The following is a 14,152-nucleotide window of genomic DNA, read 5'->3' as shown; positions in this document are numbered from 1 at the left end:
GGTAGTCCGAACTGGCACACGCGTATGGTCCAGTTCCATGCCGGAAACGTGGTCCAGTTCGGTGGACGCCCACCTGAACTGGACGCCGGGCACGGGCAGCACCGGCCTGGCCGACGCGATCAGGGCCGCCATCCGCGACGGACGCTGGCGGGCGGGGGTCGTGGTCCCCTCGACGCGGGCGCTGGCCCACGACCTCGGGCTCGCGCGCGGCACCGTGACCAGGGTGTACGCCGACCTCGCCGCCGAGGGGTACCTGACCACGAGCCAGGGCGCGCCGACCCGCGTGGCGACGGCGGGCGCGGAGCCGAAGACCGGCCCGCCCGCCGCCGGGCGCGCCCGCGCTCCCCGCTGGTCGCTCGAACCCGGCCGCCCCGACCCGTCCACGTTCCCCCGCGACCAGTGGCTGGCCGCGACCAAGCGTGTCGTGCAGCACGCCCCGAACAGCGCGTTCGACTACGGCGACCCCGCCGGGGCGCTGCCCCTGCGGGAGACGCTGGCGGCCTACCTCGGCCGGGCCAGGGGCGTGCGAGCCGACCCGTCGCGGATCGTCGTCTGCTCGGGCTTCTCGCACGCCATCACCGTGCTGAGCCGCGCCCTGCGCGACCTCGGCCACGGGGAGATGGCGTTCGAGGACCCGTCGTACCCCCTGTTCCGCGAGCTGGCCTCGGCCGGTGGCCAGCGCGTGGTCGGCGTCCCCGTCGACGACGACGGCCTGCGGGTGGCCGAACTCCGGAGCCCGACGGCCGTCGTCACCCCCGCGCACCACTTCCCGCTGGGCGTCACCCTCGCGCCCGCCCGCCGCACGGCGCTGGTCCGCTCCGGCGCGGTCGTCGTCGAGGACGACTACGACGGCGAGTTCCGCTTCGACCGCCAGCAGGTCGGCGCGCTCCAGGCGCTGGCGCCGGAGCAGGTCGTCTACGCGGGCACGGCGGGCAAGACCCTGTCCCCGTCCCTCCGCCTCGGCTGGATGGTCCTCCCGCGCTCCCTGGTCGACCCGGTGCTGGCGGCGGTCGTCGCGAGCGGCGCCCAACCACCGACGCTGAACCAGCTCGTGCTGGCCGACCTCATCTCCTCCGGCGCCTACGACCGCCACGTCCGCCGCTGCCGCCTCGACTACCGGTCCCGCCGCGACCGCCTGGTCGCCGCCCTCCCGCCCCACCTGGAGGTCCGCGGCATCTCGGCGGGCCTGCACCTGGTCGTGCCGCTGTCCCTCGACGCCGAGGCGGACCTGCCCGCGGTGGCCGCCCGCCACTCGCTGGGCGTCGAACCCCTGAGCCCGCTGTGGATCGACCGGTCGGCCCGGCGCGGCGGCGTCGTCGTCGGCTACGGCGCGTCGTCCAAGCCCGCGTTCGGCGGCGCGCTGGCGGCGCTGCTGGCCGTTCTGCACGAGCTGACCGGCTGATTCCGGGTTACGTTGACCCGCATGGCTGGCAAGAGCGGGTCTCCGGCGGTGGAACTGGACGCGGGCGGCCGGACCGTGCGGATCTCCAACCCGGACCGCGTCTACTTCTCCGCGCGCGGGGAGACGAAGCTCGACCTCGCCCGGTACTACCTGGCCGTCGGCGACGGCGTCGTGCGCGCGCTGCGGGAGCGGCCGTGCATGACGCACCGGTTCCCCGACGGCGTCGACGGGGAGAAGGTGCACCAGAAGCGGCTGCCGCACGGGGCGCCGCCGTGGGTGGAGACGGTGCGGGTGGAGTTCCCGCGCTACCACCGGCACGCGGACGAGCTGTGCGTGACGCACGTGGCGGACGTGGTGTGGTCGGTGCAGATGTCGGCGGTGGAGTTCCACCCGTGGAACTCGCGGCGGGCGGACACCGAGAAGCCCGACGAGTGGCGCATCGACCTCGACCCGATGCCGGACTGCGGCTTCGCGACCGTCAAGCGGGTCGCGCACGTGGCGCACGAGGTGCTGGACGAGCTGGGCGCGGTGGGCTGGCCGAAGACGTCCGGCGGCAACGGGCTGCACGTGTACGTGCGGATCCGGCCGGACTGGGGGTTCGCCGACGTGCGGCGGGCCGCGCTGGCGTTCGCCCGCGAGGTCGAGCGGCGGGCACCCGCCGACGTGACGACGACGTGGTGGCGCAAGGACCGCGACCCGTCGAAGCTGTTCGTGGACTACAACCAGAACGCCCGCGACCACACGATCGCCGCCGCGTACTCGGTGCGCGGCAACCCCGAGGGCACGGTGTCCACCCCGATCACGTGGGACGAGGTGGACGACGTGGACCCGCGGGAGTTCACCATCGCCACGGTGCCCGCCCGGTTCGCCTCGCTCGGCGACCCGCACGAGGGCATCGACGACGCGGTGTTCTCGCTGGCCCCGTTGCTGGAGTGGGCCGAGCGCGACGAGCGGGAGGGCGCTGCCGACCCCGGCGGCGCCGACGGCTGACGTCAGGCGAACCCCAAGTTTTGCCGCGAGCCGTGGACCCCGGCGGTCGCGGGAGCCGACCATGTCCCGGCGGCGCGACGAGGCGCCCGAGTCACGAGGAGGTCCTCCTGTGCGAGCCGTACTGGCCGGATCACTGGGCGTCGCGCTGGCCCTTGGTCTCACCCCACCCGCCTCCGCGGCGACCGGTCCGGAGGTCGTCGCGTGCCCGACGGCGCTTCCCGCGGACACCACGTGCTACGGCGGCCAGGACGTCAACGGCGCGTACTACACGATCGCGAAACCCAAGGCGTGGAACGGTTCCCTCGTCGTGCACTCGCACGGCGGCCCCGACCTCGGCGCTCCCGCGCCCACCCGCACGGCCGACGACCTGACCCGCTGGTCGGTCGTGGTCCGCGAGGGCTACCTGTGGGCCGGGTCGTCCTACCGGCGCGGCGGCTACGGCACGCGCATGGCCGTGGCCGACACGGAGAACCTGCGCGAGCTCGTCGTCGCGAAGTTCGGCGAGCCGCGCACGACGTTGCTGCACGGCCAGTCGTGGGGCGGCAACGTGGCCGCGAAGACCGCCGAGGTCCACCCCGGCTCCTACGACGCCGTGCTGCTCACCAGCGGAGTCCTCGCGGGAGGGTCGCGCGGCTACGACTACCGCGTCGACCTGCGCGTGGTCTACCAGTACTACTGCGGCAACCACCCCAGGCCGACCGAGCCGCGGTACCCGCTGTGGCAGGGGCTGCGCCCGGACTCCACGATGACCGGCACGGGCCTGCGGGCGCGGCTGGAGGAGTGCACCGGCATCACGTCGGCCACCCGGACCCCGGTGCAGCAGCGGAACCTGGACGACATCCTCGCGGTCACGCGCATCTCCGAGGGCGCGCTGGCGTCGCACCTGAACTTCGCCACGTTCACGTTCCGCGACATCGTCCACAACCGACTGGGCGGCCGGAACCCGTTCAGCAACAAGGGCGTCCGCTACTCCGGGTCCCACGACGACGCCGCGCTGAACGCGGGCGTGGAGCGCTTCTCCGCCGACCCGTCGGCCGCGCGCGACCTGTCCTACGACAGCGACATCACCGGCACGATCTCCGTGCCGGTGCTCACGGTGCACGCCATCGGCGACCCGACGGCGTTCGTGGAGCACGAGGCGGCGTTCCGCGCGTCCCTGGGGTGGCGGCCGAACCTGGTGCAGACGTTCACGACGGAGACCGAGCACAGCGCGTTGAGCGACTCCGAGTACGCGAGCGCCCTGGAAGCCCTGGTGACGTGGGAGCGCACCGGCCGCAAGCCCACCCCGGCGTCGGTCGCCGCGTCCTGCCCGGCCAACGACGTGAAGTACGGCACGGGCTGCTTCTTCGACCCCGCCTACACCCCCGCGTCCTACGCGTCCCGCGTCAACGCCCGGCCCGGCGGCACCCGCTGGCCCGCGCTGACGCCGCTCCAGTCGTTCCTGTGGGAGCGGCAGGGCGTCCGGGGCATCGCCCCGTGACTCAGCCGCGCAGCCACCACTCCAGCCTGCGGGTGACCCACGGCAGGAGGACGTAGGTCATCACCGGCGTCAGCACCAGCGTCGTGATCATCACCCGCGGCACCACGTTCAGGTCGGCGATCACCTTCCCGAGGGTGAGGGTGGCGAGCAGGTTCAACGGGAAGAACACGATCCAGATGATCGTGGCCTGCTTCCACCTCGGCGGCGCCGACGCCGTGTGCTCGACCAGCTCGCGCTCCACCGGCGGGTCGAACCACCCCTCGATCCCGGTCCGCCGCTCGGTCCGCGTGTGCTCGACCAGGCCCTGCGCGGTGTGCAGCCACCAGCGGCGCTGCGGCGACTCCTCCCACGCCGCCAGCGCCGCGGGGCTCGCGAACCGGTAGAGCATGTGCCACTCCCCCGACCCCTGCCCCGTGCGCACCCAACCACCGCCCAGGTAGCCGTCGAACGTCTGCGCCATCGAGATGCCCGCCTGCACCCAGGCGTGCATCTCGGTCTGGTGCGCGGGGTCGGCCTGCCGGGTGATCGCCACCGTCACCGGGCTGCCGGGAGTACCGGTCATGCGGGTCAGCGTGCCGGCAGGACCCCGGTTCCACCCGCTGCGCCACCCCCGCCACGACCACCGTCACCCGGACGCGGGCCGACGTCCCGCACCCGCCGCGGAACGTCGGCCCGGCCCTGCCGACTCACCTGGGCTCGTAGGCCAGGTTGGGGCGCAGCCAGCGTTCGACCTCGGCGACCGGCATCCCGCGCCGCACCGCGTAGTCCTCGATCTGGTCCTTCCCCAGCCGCCCCACGGTGAAGTACCGCGACGCCTCGTGGGCGAAGATCAGCCCGCTCACGCTCGCCGCGGGCGTCATGGCGTAGGACGTGGTCAGGCCCATCCCCAGCGACTCGGCGTCGAGCAGGTCGAACAGCTCCACCTTCTCGCTGTGGTCCGGCGAGGCCGGGTACCCCAGCGCGGGCCGGATGCCGCGGAAGCGCTCGGCGTGCAGGTCGGCCAGCTCCGGCCGGGCGTCCGGCTCGAACCAGTTCCGCCGCGCCTCCAGGTGGATGTACTCGGCGAACGCCTCGGCCAGCCGGTCGGCCAGCGCCTTGACCATGATGGCCCGGTAGTCGTCCTGCCGGGCCTCGTAGGAGGCCGCCAGCGCCTCCGCCCCGTGGATCGCCACGGCGAAGCCGCCGATGTGGTCGCCCTCGGGCGCGATGTAGTCGGACAGGCACCGGTTCGGGCGGCTCAGCGGCTTCACGGTCTGCTGCCGGAGCATCGGGAAGCTCGGGCCGCCCTCCAGGACGATGTCGTCCCCGGAGGAGTGCGCGGGCCAGTACCCGTACGCGCCACGGGCCTGGAACGACCCGTCGGCGATGATCTGGTCGAGCAGCTCGTTGGCGTCGTCGAACAGCTCCCGCGCCACCGGCTGCTCCAGGATCGCCGGGTACTTGCCCTTCAGCTCCCACGCCAGGAACAGGAACTGCCAGTCGACCATGTCGCGCAACGCCGCCAGGTCCGGTTCCACCAGGCGCAGGCCGGTGAACGCGGGCACGGGCAGCTCGCCGAACTCGACCACCTCGCGGTTCGCGCGGGCCTCGGCCAGCGACAGCATCGGCTGCCGCTTCTTGCTCTCGTGCTGCTCCCGCAGGGTCTGCTGGTCCGCGCGGTTGCTCACCGCGAGCGCTTCGGCGCGGTCGTGGTCGAGCAGGTCCGAGACGACGCCGACGACACGGGACGCGTCGAGCACGTGCACGGTGGTCTGCTCGTAGGCCGGGGCGATGCGGACGGCGGTGTGCTGGCGGGACGTGGTCGCACCGCCGATGAGCAGCGGCAGCTTCAGGCCGCGGCGCTCCATCTCCTTGGCGACGGTGACCATCTCGTCCAGCGACGGCGTGATCAACCCGGACAGCCCCACCGCGTCGGCGTTCTCGGCGACGGCGGTGTCCAGGATGACGGACGCGGGCACCATCACGCCGAGGTCGATGACCTCGTAGTTGTTGCAGCCCAGCACGACGCCGACGATGTTCTTGCCGATGTCGTGGACGTCGCCCTTCACCGTCGCGAGCACGACCTTGCCCTGCCCGCGGCTGACCTCCGCCCGGCCCTCCTGGCGGGCCAACTCCTTCTCGGCCTCCATGAACGGCTCCAGGTACGCGACGGAGCGCTTCATCACGCGCGCGCTCTTCACCACCTGCGGCAGGAACATCTTCCCGGCGCCGAACAGGTCGCCGACGATCTTCATGCCGTCCATCAGCGGGCCCTCGATCACCTGGAGCGGCCGGTCCATGATCAGCCGGGCCTCCTCGGTGTCGGCCTCGATGAAGTCGACGATGCCGTGCACCAGCGCGTGCGCGAGCCGCTCCTCCACCGGGGCCTCGCGCCAGGCCAGGTCGACGACCCGCTTGGTGCCCGCCCCCTTGACGTTCTCGGCGAACGACACCAGCCGGTCCGTCGCGTCCTCGCGGCGGTCGAACAGCACGTCCTCGACCAGCTCCAGCAGGTCCGGCGGGATGTCCTGGTAGACCGCGAGCTGACCGGCGTTGACGATGCCCATGTCCAGCCCGGCCCGCACGGCGTGGAACAGGAACGCCGAGTGCATGGCCTCGCGCACGACGTCGTTGCCGCGGAAGGAGAACGACAGGTTCGAGATGCCGCCGCTGATGTGCGCGCCCGGACACCGCTGCTTGATCAGCGGCAACGCGTCGATGAACGCCTTGGCGTACCCGTTGTGCTCGGCGATGCCGGTCGCGACCGCGAGGACGTTCGGGTCGAACACGATGTCCTCGGCCGGGAACCCGGCCTGCCGCGTCAGCAGGTCGTAGGCGCGGCCGCAGATGGCCACCTTGCGCTCGGTCGTGTCGGCCTGGCCCTGCTCGTCGAACGCCATCACGACGACACCGGCGCCGTAGTCGCGGATCCGCCGGGCCTGCTCCAGGAACGGCTCCTCGCCCTCCTTGAGGCTGATCGAGTTCACGACCCCCTTGCCCTGCACGCACTTCAGGCCCGCTTCGAGCACGCTCCACCGCGAGCTGTCGATCATCACGGGGATGCGCGCGACCTCGGGCTCGGTCGCGATGAGGTTGAGGAACGTGGTCATCGCCTGCTCGCTGTCGAGCAGGTCGGCGTCCATGTTGACGTCCAGCAGGTTCGCGCCGCCGCGCACCTGCTCCAGCGCCACGTCCACGGCGGCCTGGTGGTTGTCGCCCTCGATGAGGCGGCGGAACTTCGCCGAGCCGGTCACGTTCGTGCGCTCGCCGATCATCACGAACCCGGTGTCCGGGCCGATCGAGAACGGTTCGAGGCCGCTGAACCGGGTGCGCGCCCGCGCGGGCGGCACGACGCGCGGCGCCAGACCGGAGACCGCCCGCGCGATCTTCTCGATGTGCGCGGGGGTGGTGCCGCAGCAGCCACCGGCGATGTTGACCATGCCCTGCTCGGCGAAGTCCTCGAGCAGCGCGGCGGTCTCGTCCGGGGTCTGGTCGTAGCCGCCGAACGCGTTGGGCAGGCCGGCGTTGGGGTGGCAGGCCGTGTAGGTGTCGGCGAACCGGGCCAGCTCGGTGACGTGCGGTCGCATCTCCTCGGCGCCCAGCGAGCAGTTCACGCCGACCACCAGCGGCTTCGCGTGCTCGACCGCGCTCCAGAACGCCTCGACCGTCTGGCCGGACAGCGTGCGCCCGGAGAGGTCGACGATCGTCACCGAGATCCACAGCGGCAGGTCGGGCGCGACCTCGCGGGCCGCGGCGATGGCCGCCTTGGCGTTGAGGGTGTCGAAGACGGTCTCGACCAGCAGCAGGTCGACGCCGCCCTCGACGAGCCCGGAGATCTGCTCCGCGTAGGTGTCGCGCACCTGGTCGAACGACACGGCGCGGTAGGCCGGGTCCTCCACCCTCGGTGACAGCGACAGGGTCACGTTCAGCGGGCCGATCGACCCGGCGACGAACCGGCCGCCGAACTCGTCGGCGGCCTGGCGGGCGAGCCGCGCGCCCTCCACGTTCATGTCCCGCACCAGGCCCTGGAGGCCGTAGTCGGCCTGGCCGATGCTGGTCGCGGTGAACGTGTTGGTCGTCGTGATGTCCGCGCCCGCGGCGAGGTACTGCCGGTGGACGTCGAGGATGACGTCCGGGCGGGTCAGGTTCAGCAGGTCGGGGTCGCCGGTCACGTCGTGCGTGTGGTTCTGGAACCGGTCCGCCTTGTAATCGGCCTCGGTGAGCCCGGCGCCCTGGAGCATGGTGCCCCACGCGCCGTCGAGCACCGCGATCCGACGATCCAGCAGGTCACGCAGTTCGCTCACGGGCAGCCTCCACGGTGGTGTGGAGGCGCCCTTGCTTCACCGGAGGACGGGCCGAGCGTGGCGGACCGTGGTCCGTTGCAGCGCCTCTCGACCCTGACCCGAGATTACCGGAACCGGCGGTAGATTGCGGCGGTGGACCAGATCGTGGACATCTACACCGACGGCGCCTGCTGGACGAACCCCGGACCCGGTGGTTGGGGTGCCGTGCTGCGCTACGGCGAGCACGAGAAGGAGCTGTGCGGCGGCGAGGCGACGGAGACCACGAACAACCGGATGGAGCTGACCGCGCCCATCCGCGCGCTGGACCACCTCACGCGGCCGGTGACCGTGCGGTTGTTCACCGACAGCACGTACGTGCGCAACGGCATCACCGCGTGGATCCCCAAGTGGAAGGCCAACGGCTGGCTGACCGCGGCCAAGCAGCCGGTGAAGAACGCCGACCTGTGGGTGCTGCTGGAGAAGGCCGTGGAGCGGCACACCGTCGAGTGGCGGTGGGTCAAGGGCCACGCGGGCGACCCCGGCAACGAGCACGCCGACCGCCTCGCGCTGCGCGGTCTGGAGGAGGCCCTGCGCGCGGCGGGCCACGACCCGGCGACGTACCGGTCGGCGGTCGGGTAAACCGCTTGGCCCGGCCGCGGCGGCGCTGCGATGATCCCGGCCGTGGCCGCCCTCCCCGCACGTGACGGAACGACCCTCGCCTACGCCGAGGTCGGCGACGGCCCGCCGCTGGTGTGCCTGCCGGGCGGCCCGATGCAGGACGCGGCCTACCTCGGTGGCCTGGGCGGCCTGTCCGCGCGGCACCGGCTCGTCCTGCTCGACCCGCGCGGCACCGGCGGCTCCGGCACGCCCGCCGACCCCGCGTCCTACCGCTGCGACCGACAGGTGGACGACGTCGAGGCGCTGCGCGAGCACCTCGGTCCGGAGCGGATCGACCTGCTCGCCCACTCCGCGGGCGCGAACCTCGCCGTCCTGTACGCGACCGCCCACCCGGACCGGGTGAGCAGGCTCGTCCTCGTCACGCCGAGCACGTTCGCCGTCGGCCTCACCACCACCGCCGACCACCGCCGCGAGGTGCTGCGGCGGCGCGCGGACGACCCGGGGCACGCGGGCGTCTCGGCCGCTTTCGAGGCCATCGTCGCCGGTGAGGGCTCGGACTGGGACGCGCTGGTCCCGTTCACCTACGGCCGCTGGGACGCCGCGGCCAGGGCGCACCACGCCGCCCAGGCCGGCCACCGCAACACCGAGGCCGCCGCCGCGTTCGGCGCGGAGGGCGCCTACGCCCCGGAGACGACGCGCGCCGCCCTCGCCGCGTTCACGGCACCGGTGCTGCTGCTGGCGGGCGACCTCGACATGTCCGTCCCGCCGCAGGTCGTGGCCGCGTTCGCGGACCTGTTCCCGACGAGCGCCCTGCACGTCCAGTCCGGCGCGGGCCACTTCCCGTGGCTCGACGACCCGGCGAGGTTCACCGCGACCGTCACGGCGTTCCTAGCCGAGCGGCCTGCGTGACCAGGTAGTTGCGCTCCGGCGTGCTCGTCGTCCTGCCCGCGGCCACCCGGTAGTGCTCCACGGCCGCCTCGACGTCGCCCGCCATCTCGCACAGGTGCGCCCGCACGGCGTCCAGCCGGTAGTGGCCGTCCAGGCGGTCGGCCACGGCGTCCAGCAGCACCAGGCCCGCCTCGGGGCCGTGCACCACCGCCACGGCGACGGCGCGGTTCAGGGTGACCATCGGGTTGCCGGTCATGCGTTCCAGCAGCCCGTACAGGCCGAGGATCTCGGGCCAGTCGGTGTCCTCGGCCTTGGCGGCGTCGTCGTGGACGGCGGCGATGGCGGCCTGCAACTGGTACTCCCCCACCATCCCCCTGGACACCGCGCTGGTCACCAGCGCGACGCCCTCGACGATCAGGCCGTGGTCCCACAGGGTCCGGTCCTGCTCGGCCAGCGGCACCAGCGAGCCGTCGGCGGCGGTGCGCGCGGGACGGCGGGCGTCGGTGAGGAGCATCAGCGCGAGCAGGCCCGCCACCTCGCCGTCGTCGGGCAGCACCGCGTGCACGGCGCGGGCCAGCCGGATCGCCTCGCCGGACAGCTCGCCCCGGTGCAGCTCGTGGCCGCTGCTGCTGGTGTAGCCCTCGTTGAACAGCAGGTAGAGGACGCGCAGCACGGACCGCAGCCGGGGCGCGCGCTCGTCGCCGACGGGCATGGCGAACGGCACCCCGGACGCCTTCACGCGCTGCTTGGCCCGGCTGATGCGCTGCGCCATGGTCGTCTCGGGCACCAGGAACGCGGTGGCGATCTCGGCGGTGGTCAGCCCGGCCACCGCGCGCAGCGTCAGCGCGATGGCCGACGCGGGCGTGAGGGCCGGGTGGCAGCACAGGAACAGCAGGACGAGCGTGTCGTCGCGGTCGACCACCTCACCGGGCGGCGGTTCCAGGGACGCGGCGACGTCCTCCCGCCGACGCCGGGCCTGCTCGCTGCGGAACTGGTCCGTCATCCGCCGCACCGCCGCCCGCACCAGCCAGCCGCGCGGGTTGTCCGGCACACCGTCGAGGGGCCAGTGCAGGGCCGCGGCGAGCAGGGCCTCCTGCACGGCGTCCTCGGCGGCGGCGAAGTCGCCGTACCGGCGGGCGACCACGCCGAGGACCTGCGGCGCGTGCTCGCGCAGCAGGTCCTCGACGCCGGTCGTCACTGCTCGACGCTCGGCGCGCTCATCACTTCCCGCACCTCGATCGGCTGCCCGATCGGCACGCCGTTCGGGCCGGGCGCCGCGGAGGCCTGCGCGGCGATCTCCAGCGCGCGCTCCTGCGACTCCACGTCCACCGTCCAGTACCCGGCGAGGAACTCCTTCGTCTCCGGGAACGGCCCGTCGGTCACGACCGGCGCCCCCTCGCCCTTGAAGACGACGACCTTCGCCAGGTCCGGCCCCGCCAGCCCCTGACCGTCGACCAGCTCACCCCTGTCGGTCAGCTCCTGGCCCAGCGCCTGCTGGAAGTCGATGTGCGCCTTGATGTCGCCGGGTGCCCAGCTGGTGATCGGCTCCACACCCTCGATCTTCGAGTAGCTCATCAGCAGCATGAACTTCGGCATCGTGCTTCTCCTCGTGGTCCGCCGCGCCCGGTTTCGGCGCCGTCGTGGAGAGGACGGAGCACGCGACGGGTTCTCGACATCCGACGTCCGAGTCCACCACACGAACCACCGGGAGCGCTCACCCCCGCAGCAGCGTCGTGCCCGCCGAACCGCCGGTGTGGGTGAGCCGCTTGGCGTAGCAGTCGTCGGCCCCGATGCCCTGCGCGTCGCACCACGAGTTGACCTGCGCCCCCGTGGCCGCGGTGCGCGGGACGACGGTCACCCAGAAGTCGTCGCGGTCGTAGCTGACGAAGTCGGCCGACCACAGCAGCAGCGCGTCCGGGTACCGCGCCCTGATCGCCGAGTGGTCCCGCCACACGGCCAGGTGGTCGTAGGTGAGCCCGCGGACGACCAGCCCGAGCTTCTTGGACGACAGCTGCGGCACCCAGCTGTCGACCAGCCGCTCCGCGGACGGGCGGTCGACCGCGACCTGCCGGTCCAGCGCGAGCCGGGCCGACGACTCGTCCACCGGCCCGGACCCGGTGGACGGGGCCGAGTAGGTGGGCGGACGGCCGCTGCCACCCACCTCGACCGTGGAACTCCCCGCACCCCCACCCCTGCCCGCGTTCGACGCCAGGTGCACGCCGAAGAACACGAGCACCAGCATCACGATCCCGGTGAACAGCGCAGGCGCCACGCCGGTCCCCGACGTGGACGCGCAGGGCCGGGCGGGCGACGGCAGCCCGAACGCCGAGGGCGGCAGCGGCGTCCCGCACCGCGCGCAGTAGGCGGCGCCAGGGTGGGCGGAACTCCCGCAACCAGCGCACGTGGTCATGTCGACACCTCTTCCGACTCACCGTCAGCACATTCGCGGAGCACGACCACCCCGCTCCACCTCTGTCGCGGAAAAGCCTCGGGCGTTACGCCACCACCGCACCAAAAAATCACTTCCTGTGGATGCAACGAAATCGCTCCCCACCGCGATTGGCCGGGTGACGAGCGACTGGGAGGAACGCATCATGGAAGTCATGGTGATATTGTTCATCATCGCACTCACGGGCTGGGCGATCGTCACCCAGGTGAAGGCGCGGGAACAGATCGACATCCCGACCCCGCTGAGCGAACAGGACGCGGCGAGGATCGTGTTCGACCACTTCGGGCCGCTGTGGACGCAGGTAGCGGGCGCGGGACACCTGAACTACCGCCCCAAGTTCAGAGCGGGCGCACCCACCGTGTCCATCGCCCTCACCCCCACCGGAATGCACGGGTGCACCGTGTCGATCTGGACTTCGACATTCAGCACGCGCTACGGACTCATGACCCACGCACAACTGGCGTGGCGGAAGAAGCAGACCCTGGCCGACAAACTGGTCACCACCACGCACCCCTCCGCACAACGACGACAAGGAACCTGACAACCCCTTTCTGACCACCTTCTGACCACTTGTCCACACTGTGGCCACAATCAACAAATAGGCGATCGCGAGGGGGCACCCGCGCCCCGCTACCATTCTCGGCCATGACGACGGAGAACTGGCTGGCCGACACCCGCACGTCCTACGACACGGTCGCCACCAGCTACGCGGACCTGCTGCGGGGTGCCATGGAGGACGAACCGCACCAGCGCGCGACCCTGGCGGTGTTCGCCGAGCTGGTGCGGAACGCGGGCGGCGGCCCGGTGGGCGACATCGGCTGCGGACCGGGCAGGCTCACCGCGGAACTCCGAGACCTGGGCCTGGACGCGTTCGGCATCGACCTCTCGCCCGCGATGATCGAGGTGGCCCGCCGGGACCACCCGGACCTGCACTTCGAGGTGGGCTCCATGACGGACCTGAGCCTCCCGGACAACTCGGCGGGTGGCCTGCTCGCGTGGTTCTCCCTGATCCACGTCCCGGACGAGGAACTCCCCGGCGTCCTGGCCCACTTCCACCGAGCACTGCGCCCTGGCGGCCCACTGCTGGTCGGCTTCCACGCGGGCGACGACACCACCCTGAAGACCCAGGGCTACGGCGGCCACCCGATGAACGTGCACATCCACAAACGCGAGCCCGCCACGATGTCGACGCGACTGCGGGAAGCCGGCTTCACCGTGGACGTCGAAACCGTCCTGCACCGAGACGAACACCGAGGCGCGATCCTCTTCGCCCACGCCAACGATTAGGCTAGCCTAACCTCATCACCCACAGGGGAGGTTGGCGGCATCTTGGGCACCTACTCGACACTGGACCAGCTCCAGCACAAGGTCATCGGCAAGGTGGCGTCGCTGGTCATGGCGTCGTCCAACGAACGCGACGAGTACGAGCAGTTCCCCATGACGGTGGCGAGAACCACCACCCTGAACCCCCACCTGCGCCGAATCACCTTCCACGCACCAGAGTTCGGCACCTGGTACACCAGCGGAGCAGACGAGTACTTCGGCCTGCTGGTACCACGCGGCAACGAACTGCACTTCCCGACGGTGGACCGCCTCAACATCCGCGCAGCGGTCGCCAAGATGCCGGAAGCCACCCGCCCAGACCTGCGCTGGTACACGGTCAGAGCCGCACGACGCGCCCAGTGCGAGATCGACGTGGACTTCGTCCTGCACGAGGACGCCCGCGGCCCCGGCTCGAACTGGGCGACAGCAGCGGAACCGGGCAGCATCGCAGGTTTCAGGGCCTGCGGCTCAACCTACGAACAACTACCGGACACAGCACAACGCCTACTGGTGGCGGACGAGACAGCCCTACCGGCACTGTCAGCAATCCTGGAACAACAACCAGGCGCACGGGCAATCGCAGAGGTACCGGACGAGACCTACCAGATCCCAACACCACCAGGGGTCGAGTTCGTCCACCGCGGCAACAACACACCGGGCACCCAAGCCCTACGAGCAGTAGCGGCACTACCAGCACAAGACTTCGACTACGCCTGGATCTGCGGCGAGGCAAACCTGGC

General features: G+C 72.0%; 13 protein-coding genes and 1 riboswitch. Of the genes, 8 read left to right on the top strand and 5 right to left on the bottom strand.

Annotated features, from left to right (window positions below; translation table 11 throughout):
- Positions 1-37 precede the first annotated feature (37 nt).
- The 3 genes from VFZ92_RS27855 (at position 38) to VFZ92_RS27845 (ending at position 3,872) form a co-directional block, all read left to right on the top strand.
- Positions 38-1,402 carry a PLP-dependent aminotransferase family protein gene (locus VFZ92_RS27855; RefSeq protein WP_330879012.1) on the top strand — a complete coding sequence of 455 codons (1,365 nt, stop codon included), beginning with the start codon at positions 38-40 and terminating at the stop codon, positions 1,400-1,402.
- 21 nt (positions 1,403-1,423) lie between these two features.
- Positions 1,424-2,392: a non-homologous end-joining DNA ligase gene (gene ligD, locus VFZ92_RS27850; protein ID WP_330879011.1), complete on the top strand. Its 969-nt coding sequence runs from the start codon at positions 1,424-1,426 to the stop codon at positions 2,390-2,392.
- A 109-nt stretch (positions 2,393-2,501) separates the two neighbouring features.
- Positions 2,502-3,872 (top strand): DUF6351 family protein, encoded by a 1,371-nt coding sequence (locus VFZ92_RS27845; RefSeq protein ID WP_330879010.1) that lies wholly within the window; start codon positions 2,502-2,504, stop codon positions 3,870-3,872.
- A gap of 1 nt (position 3,873) precedes the next feature.
- Here VFZ92_RS27845 and VFZ92_RS27840 read toward each other — a convergent pair whose 3' ends face one another.
- The gene (locus VFZ92_RS27840; protein WP_330879009.1) at positions 3,874-4,434 is read right to left on the bottom strand and encodes an antibiotic biosynthesis monooxygenase; all 561 of its coding nucleotides are present in this window, start codon (positions 4,432-4,434) and stop codon (positions 3,874-3,876) included.
- Positions 4,435-4,558: 124 nt separating this feature from the next.
- Positions 4,559-8,155: a methionine synthase gene (metH, locus tag VFZ92_RS27835; protein WP_414720033.1), complete on the bottom strand. Its 3,597-nt coding sequence runs from the start codon at positions 8,153-8,155 to the stop codon at positions 4,559-4,561.
- Between the two features lie 16 nt (positions 8,156-8,171).
- A riboswitch (S-adenosyl-L-homocysteine riboswitch) is annotated at positions 8,172-8,250 on the bottom strand.
- A 37-nt stretch (positions 8,251-8,287) separates the two neighbouring features.
- Here metH and rnhA point away from each other — a divergent pair.
- The gene (rnhA, locus tag VFZ92_RS27830) at positions 8,288-8,773 is read left to right on the top strand and encodes a ribonuclease HI (protein WP_330879008.1); all 486 of its coding nucleotides are present in this window, start codon (positions 8,288-8,290) and stop codon (positions 8,771-8,773) included.
- A gap of 42 nt (positions 8,774-8,815) precedes the next feature.
- The gene (locus tag VFZ92_RS27825) at positions 8,816-9,661 is read left to right on the top strand and encodes an alpha/beta hydrolase (RefSeq protein ID WP_330879007.1); all 846 of its coding nucleotides are present in this window, start codon (positions 8,816-8,818) and stop codon (positions 9,659-9,661) included.
- Here the strand turns inward: VFZ92_RS27825 and VFZ92_RS27820 are convergent.
- The 3 genes from VFZ92_RS27820 to VFZ92_RS27810 form a co-directional block, all read right to left on the bottom strand.
- Entirely contained in the window at positions 9,630-10,838 is a 1,209-nt protein-coding gene (locus VFZ92_RS27820; RefSeq protein ID WP_330879006.1) for an RNA polymerase sigma factor, read from the bottom strand. The genes VFZ92_RS27825 and VFZ92_RS27820 overlap by 32 nt on opposite strands.
- A complete protein-coding gene (locus VFZ92_RS27815; RefSeq protein ID WP_330879005.1) occupies positions 10,835-11,236 on the bottom strand; it encodes a YciI family protein in 402 nt (133 codons plus the stop codon). Before VFZ92_RS27815 ends, VFZ92_RS27820 begins: the two co-directional genes overlap by 4 nt.
- Positions 11,237-11,354: 118 nt before the next feature.
- A complete protein-coding gene (locus tag VFZ92_RS27810) occupies positions 11,355-11,912 on the bottom strand; it encodes a hypothetical protein (protein WP_330879004.1) in 558 nt (185 codons plus the stop codon).
- Between the two features lie 295 nt (positions 11,913-12,207).
- Between VFZ92_RS27810 and VFZ92_RS27805 the strand changes: the two genes are divergently transcribed.
- The 3 genes from VFZ92_RS27805 to VFZ92_RS27795 all read left to right on the top strand — a co-directional run.
- Positions 12,208-12,630, top strand: a complete 423-nt coding sequence (locus VFZ92_RS27805) for a hypothetical protein (RefSeq protein WP_330879003.1) — start codon at positions 12,208-12,210, stop codon at positions 12,628-12,630.
- 104 nt (positions 12,631-12,734) lie between these two features.
- A complete protein-coding gene (locus VFZ92_RS27800; RefSeq protein WP_330879002.1) occupies positions 12,735-13,376 on the top strand; it encodes a class I SAM-dependent methyltransferase in 642 nt (213 codons plus the stop codon).
- A 42-nt stretch (positions 13,377-13,418) separates the two neighbouring features.
- Positions 13,419-14,152: siderophore-interacting protein (locus VFZ92_RS27795; RefSeq protein ID WP_330879001.1), on the top strand; the 734-nt coding region annotated here is incomplete at its 3' end.

This window comes from Umezawaea sp., assembly GCF_036375055.1.
GTDB lineage: Bacteria > Actinomycetota > Actinomycetes > Mycobacteriales > Pseudonocardiaceae > Umezawaea.
Note: the sequence above shows the minus strand (reverse complement) of the source record. Positions and strands in the feature narration are given on the sequence as shown.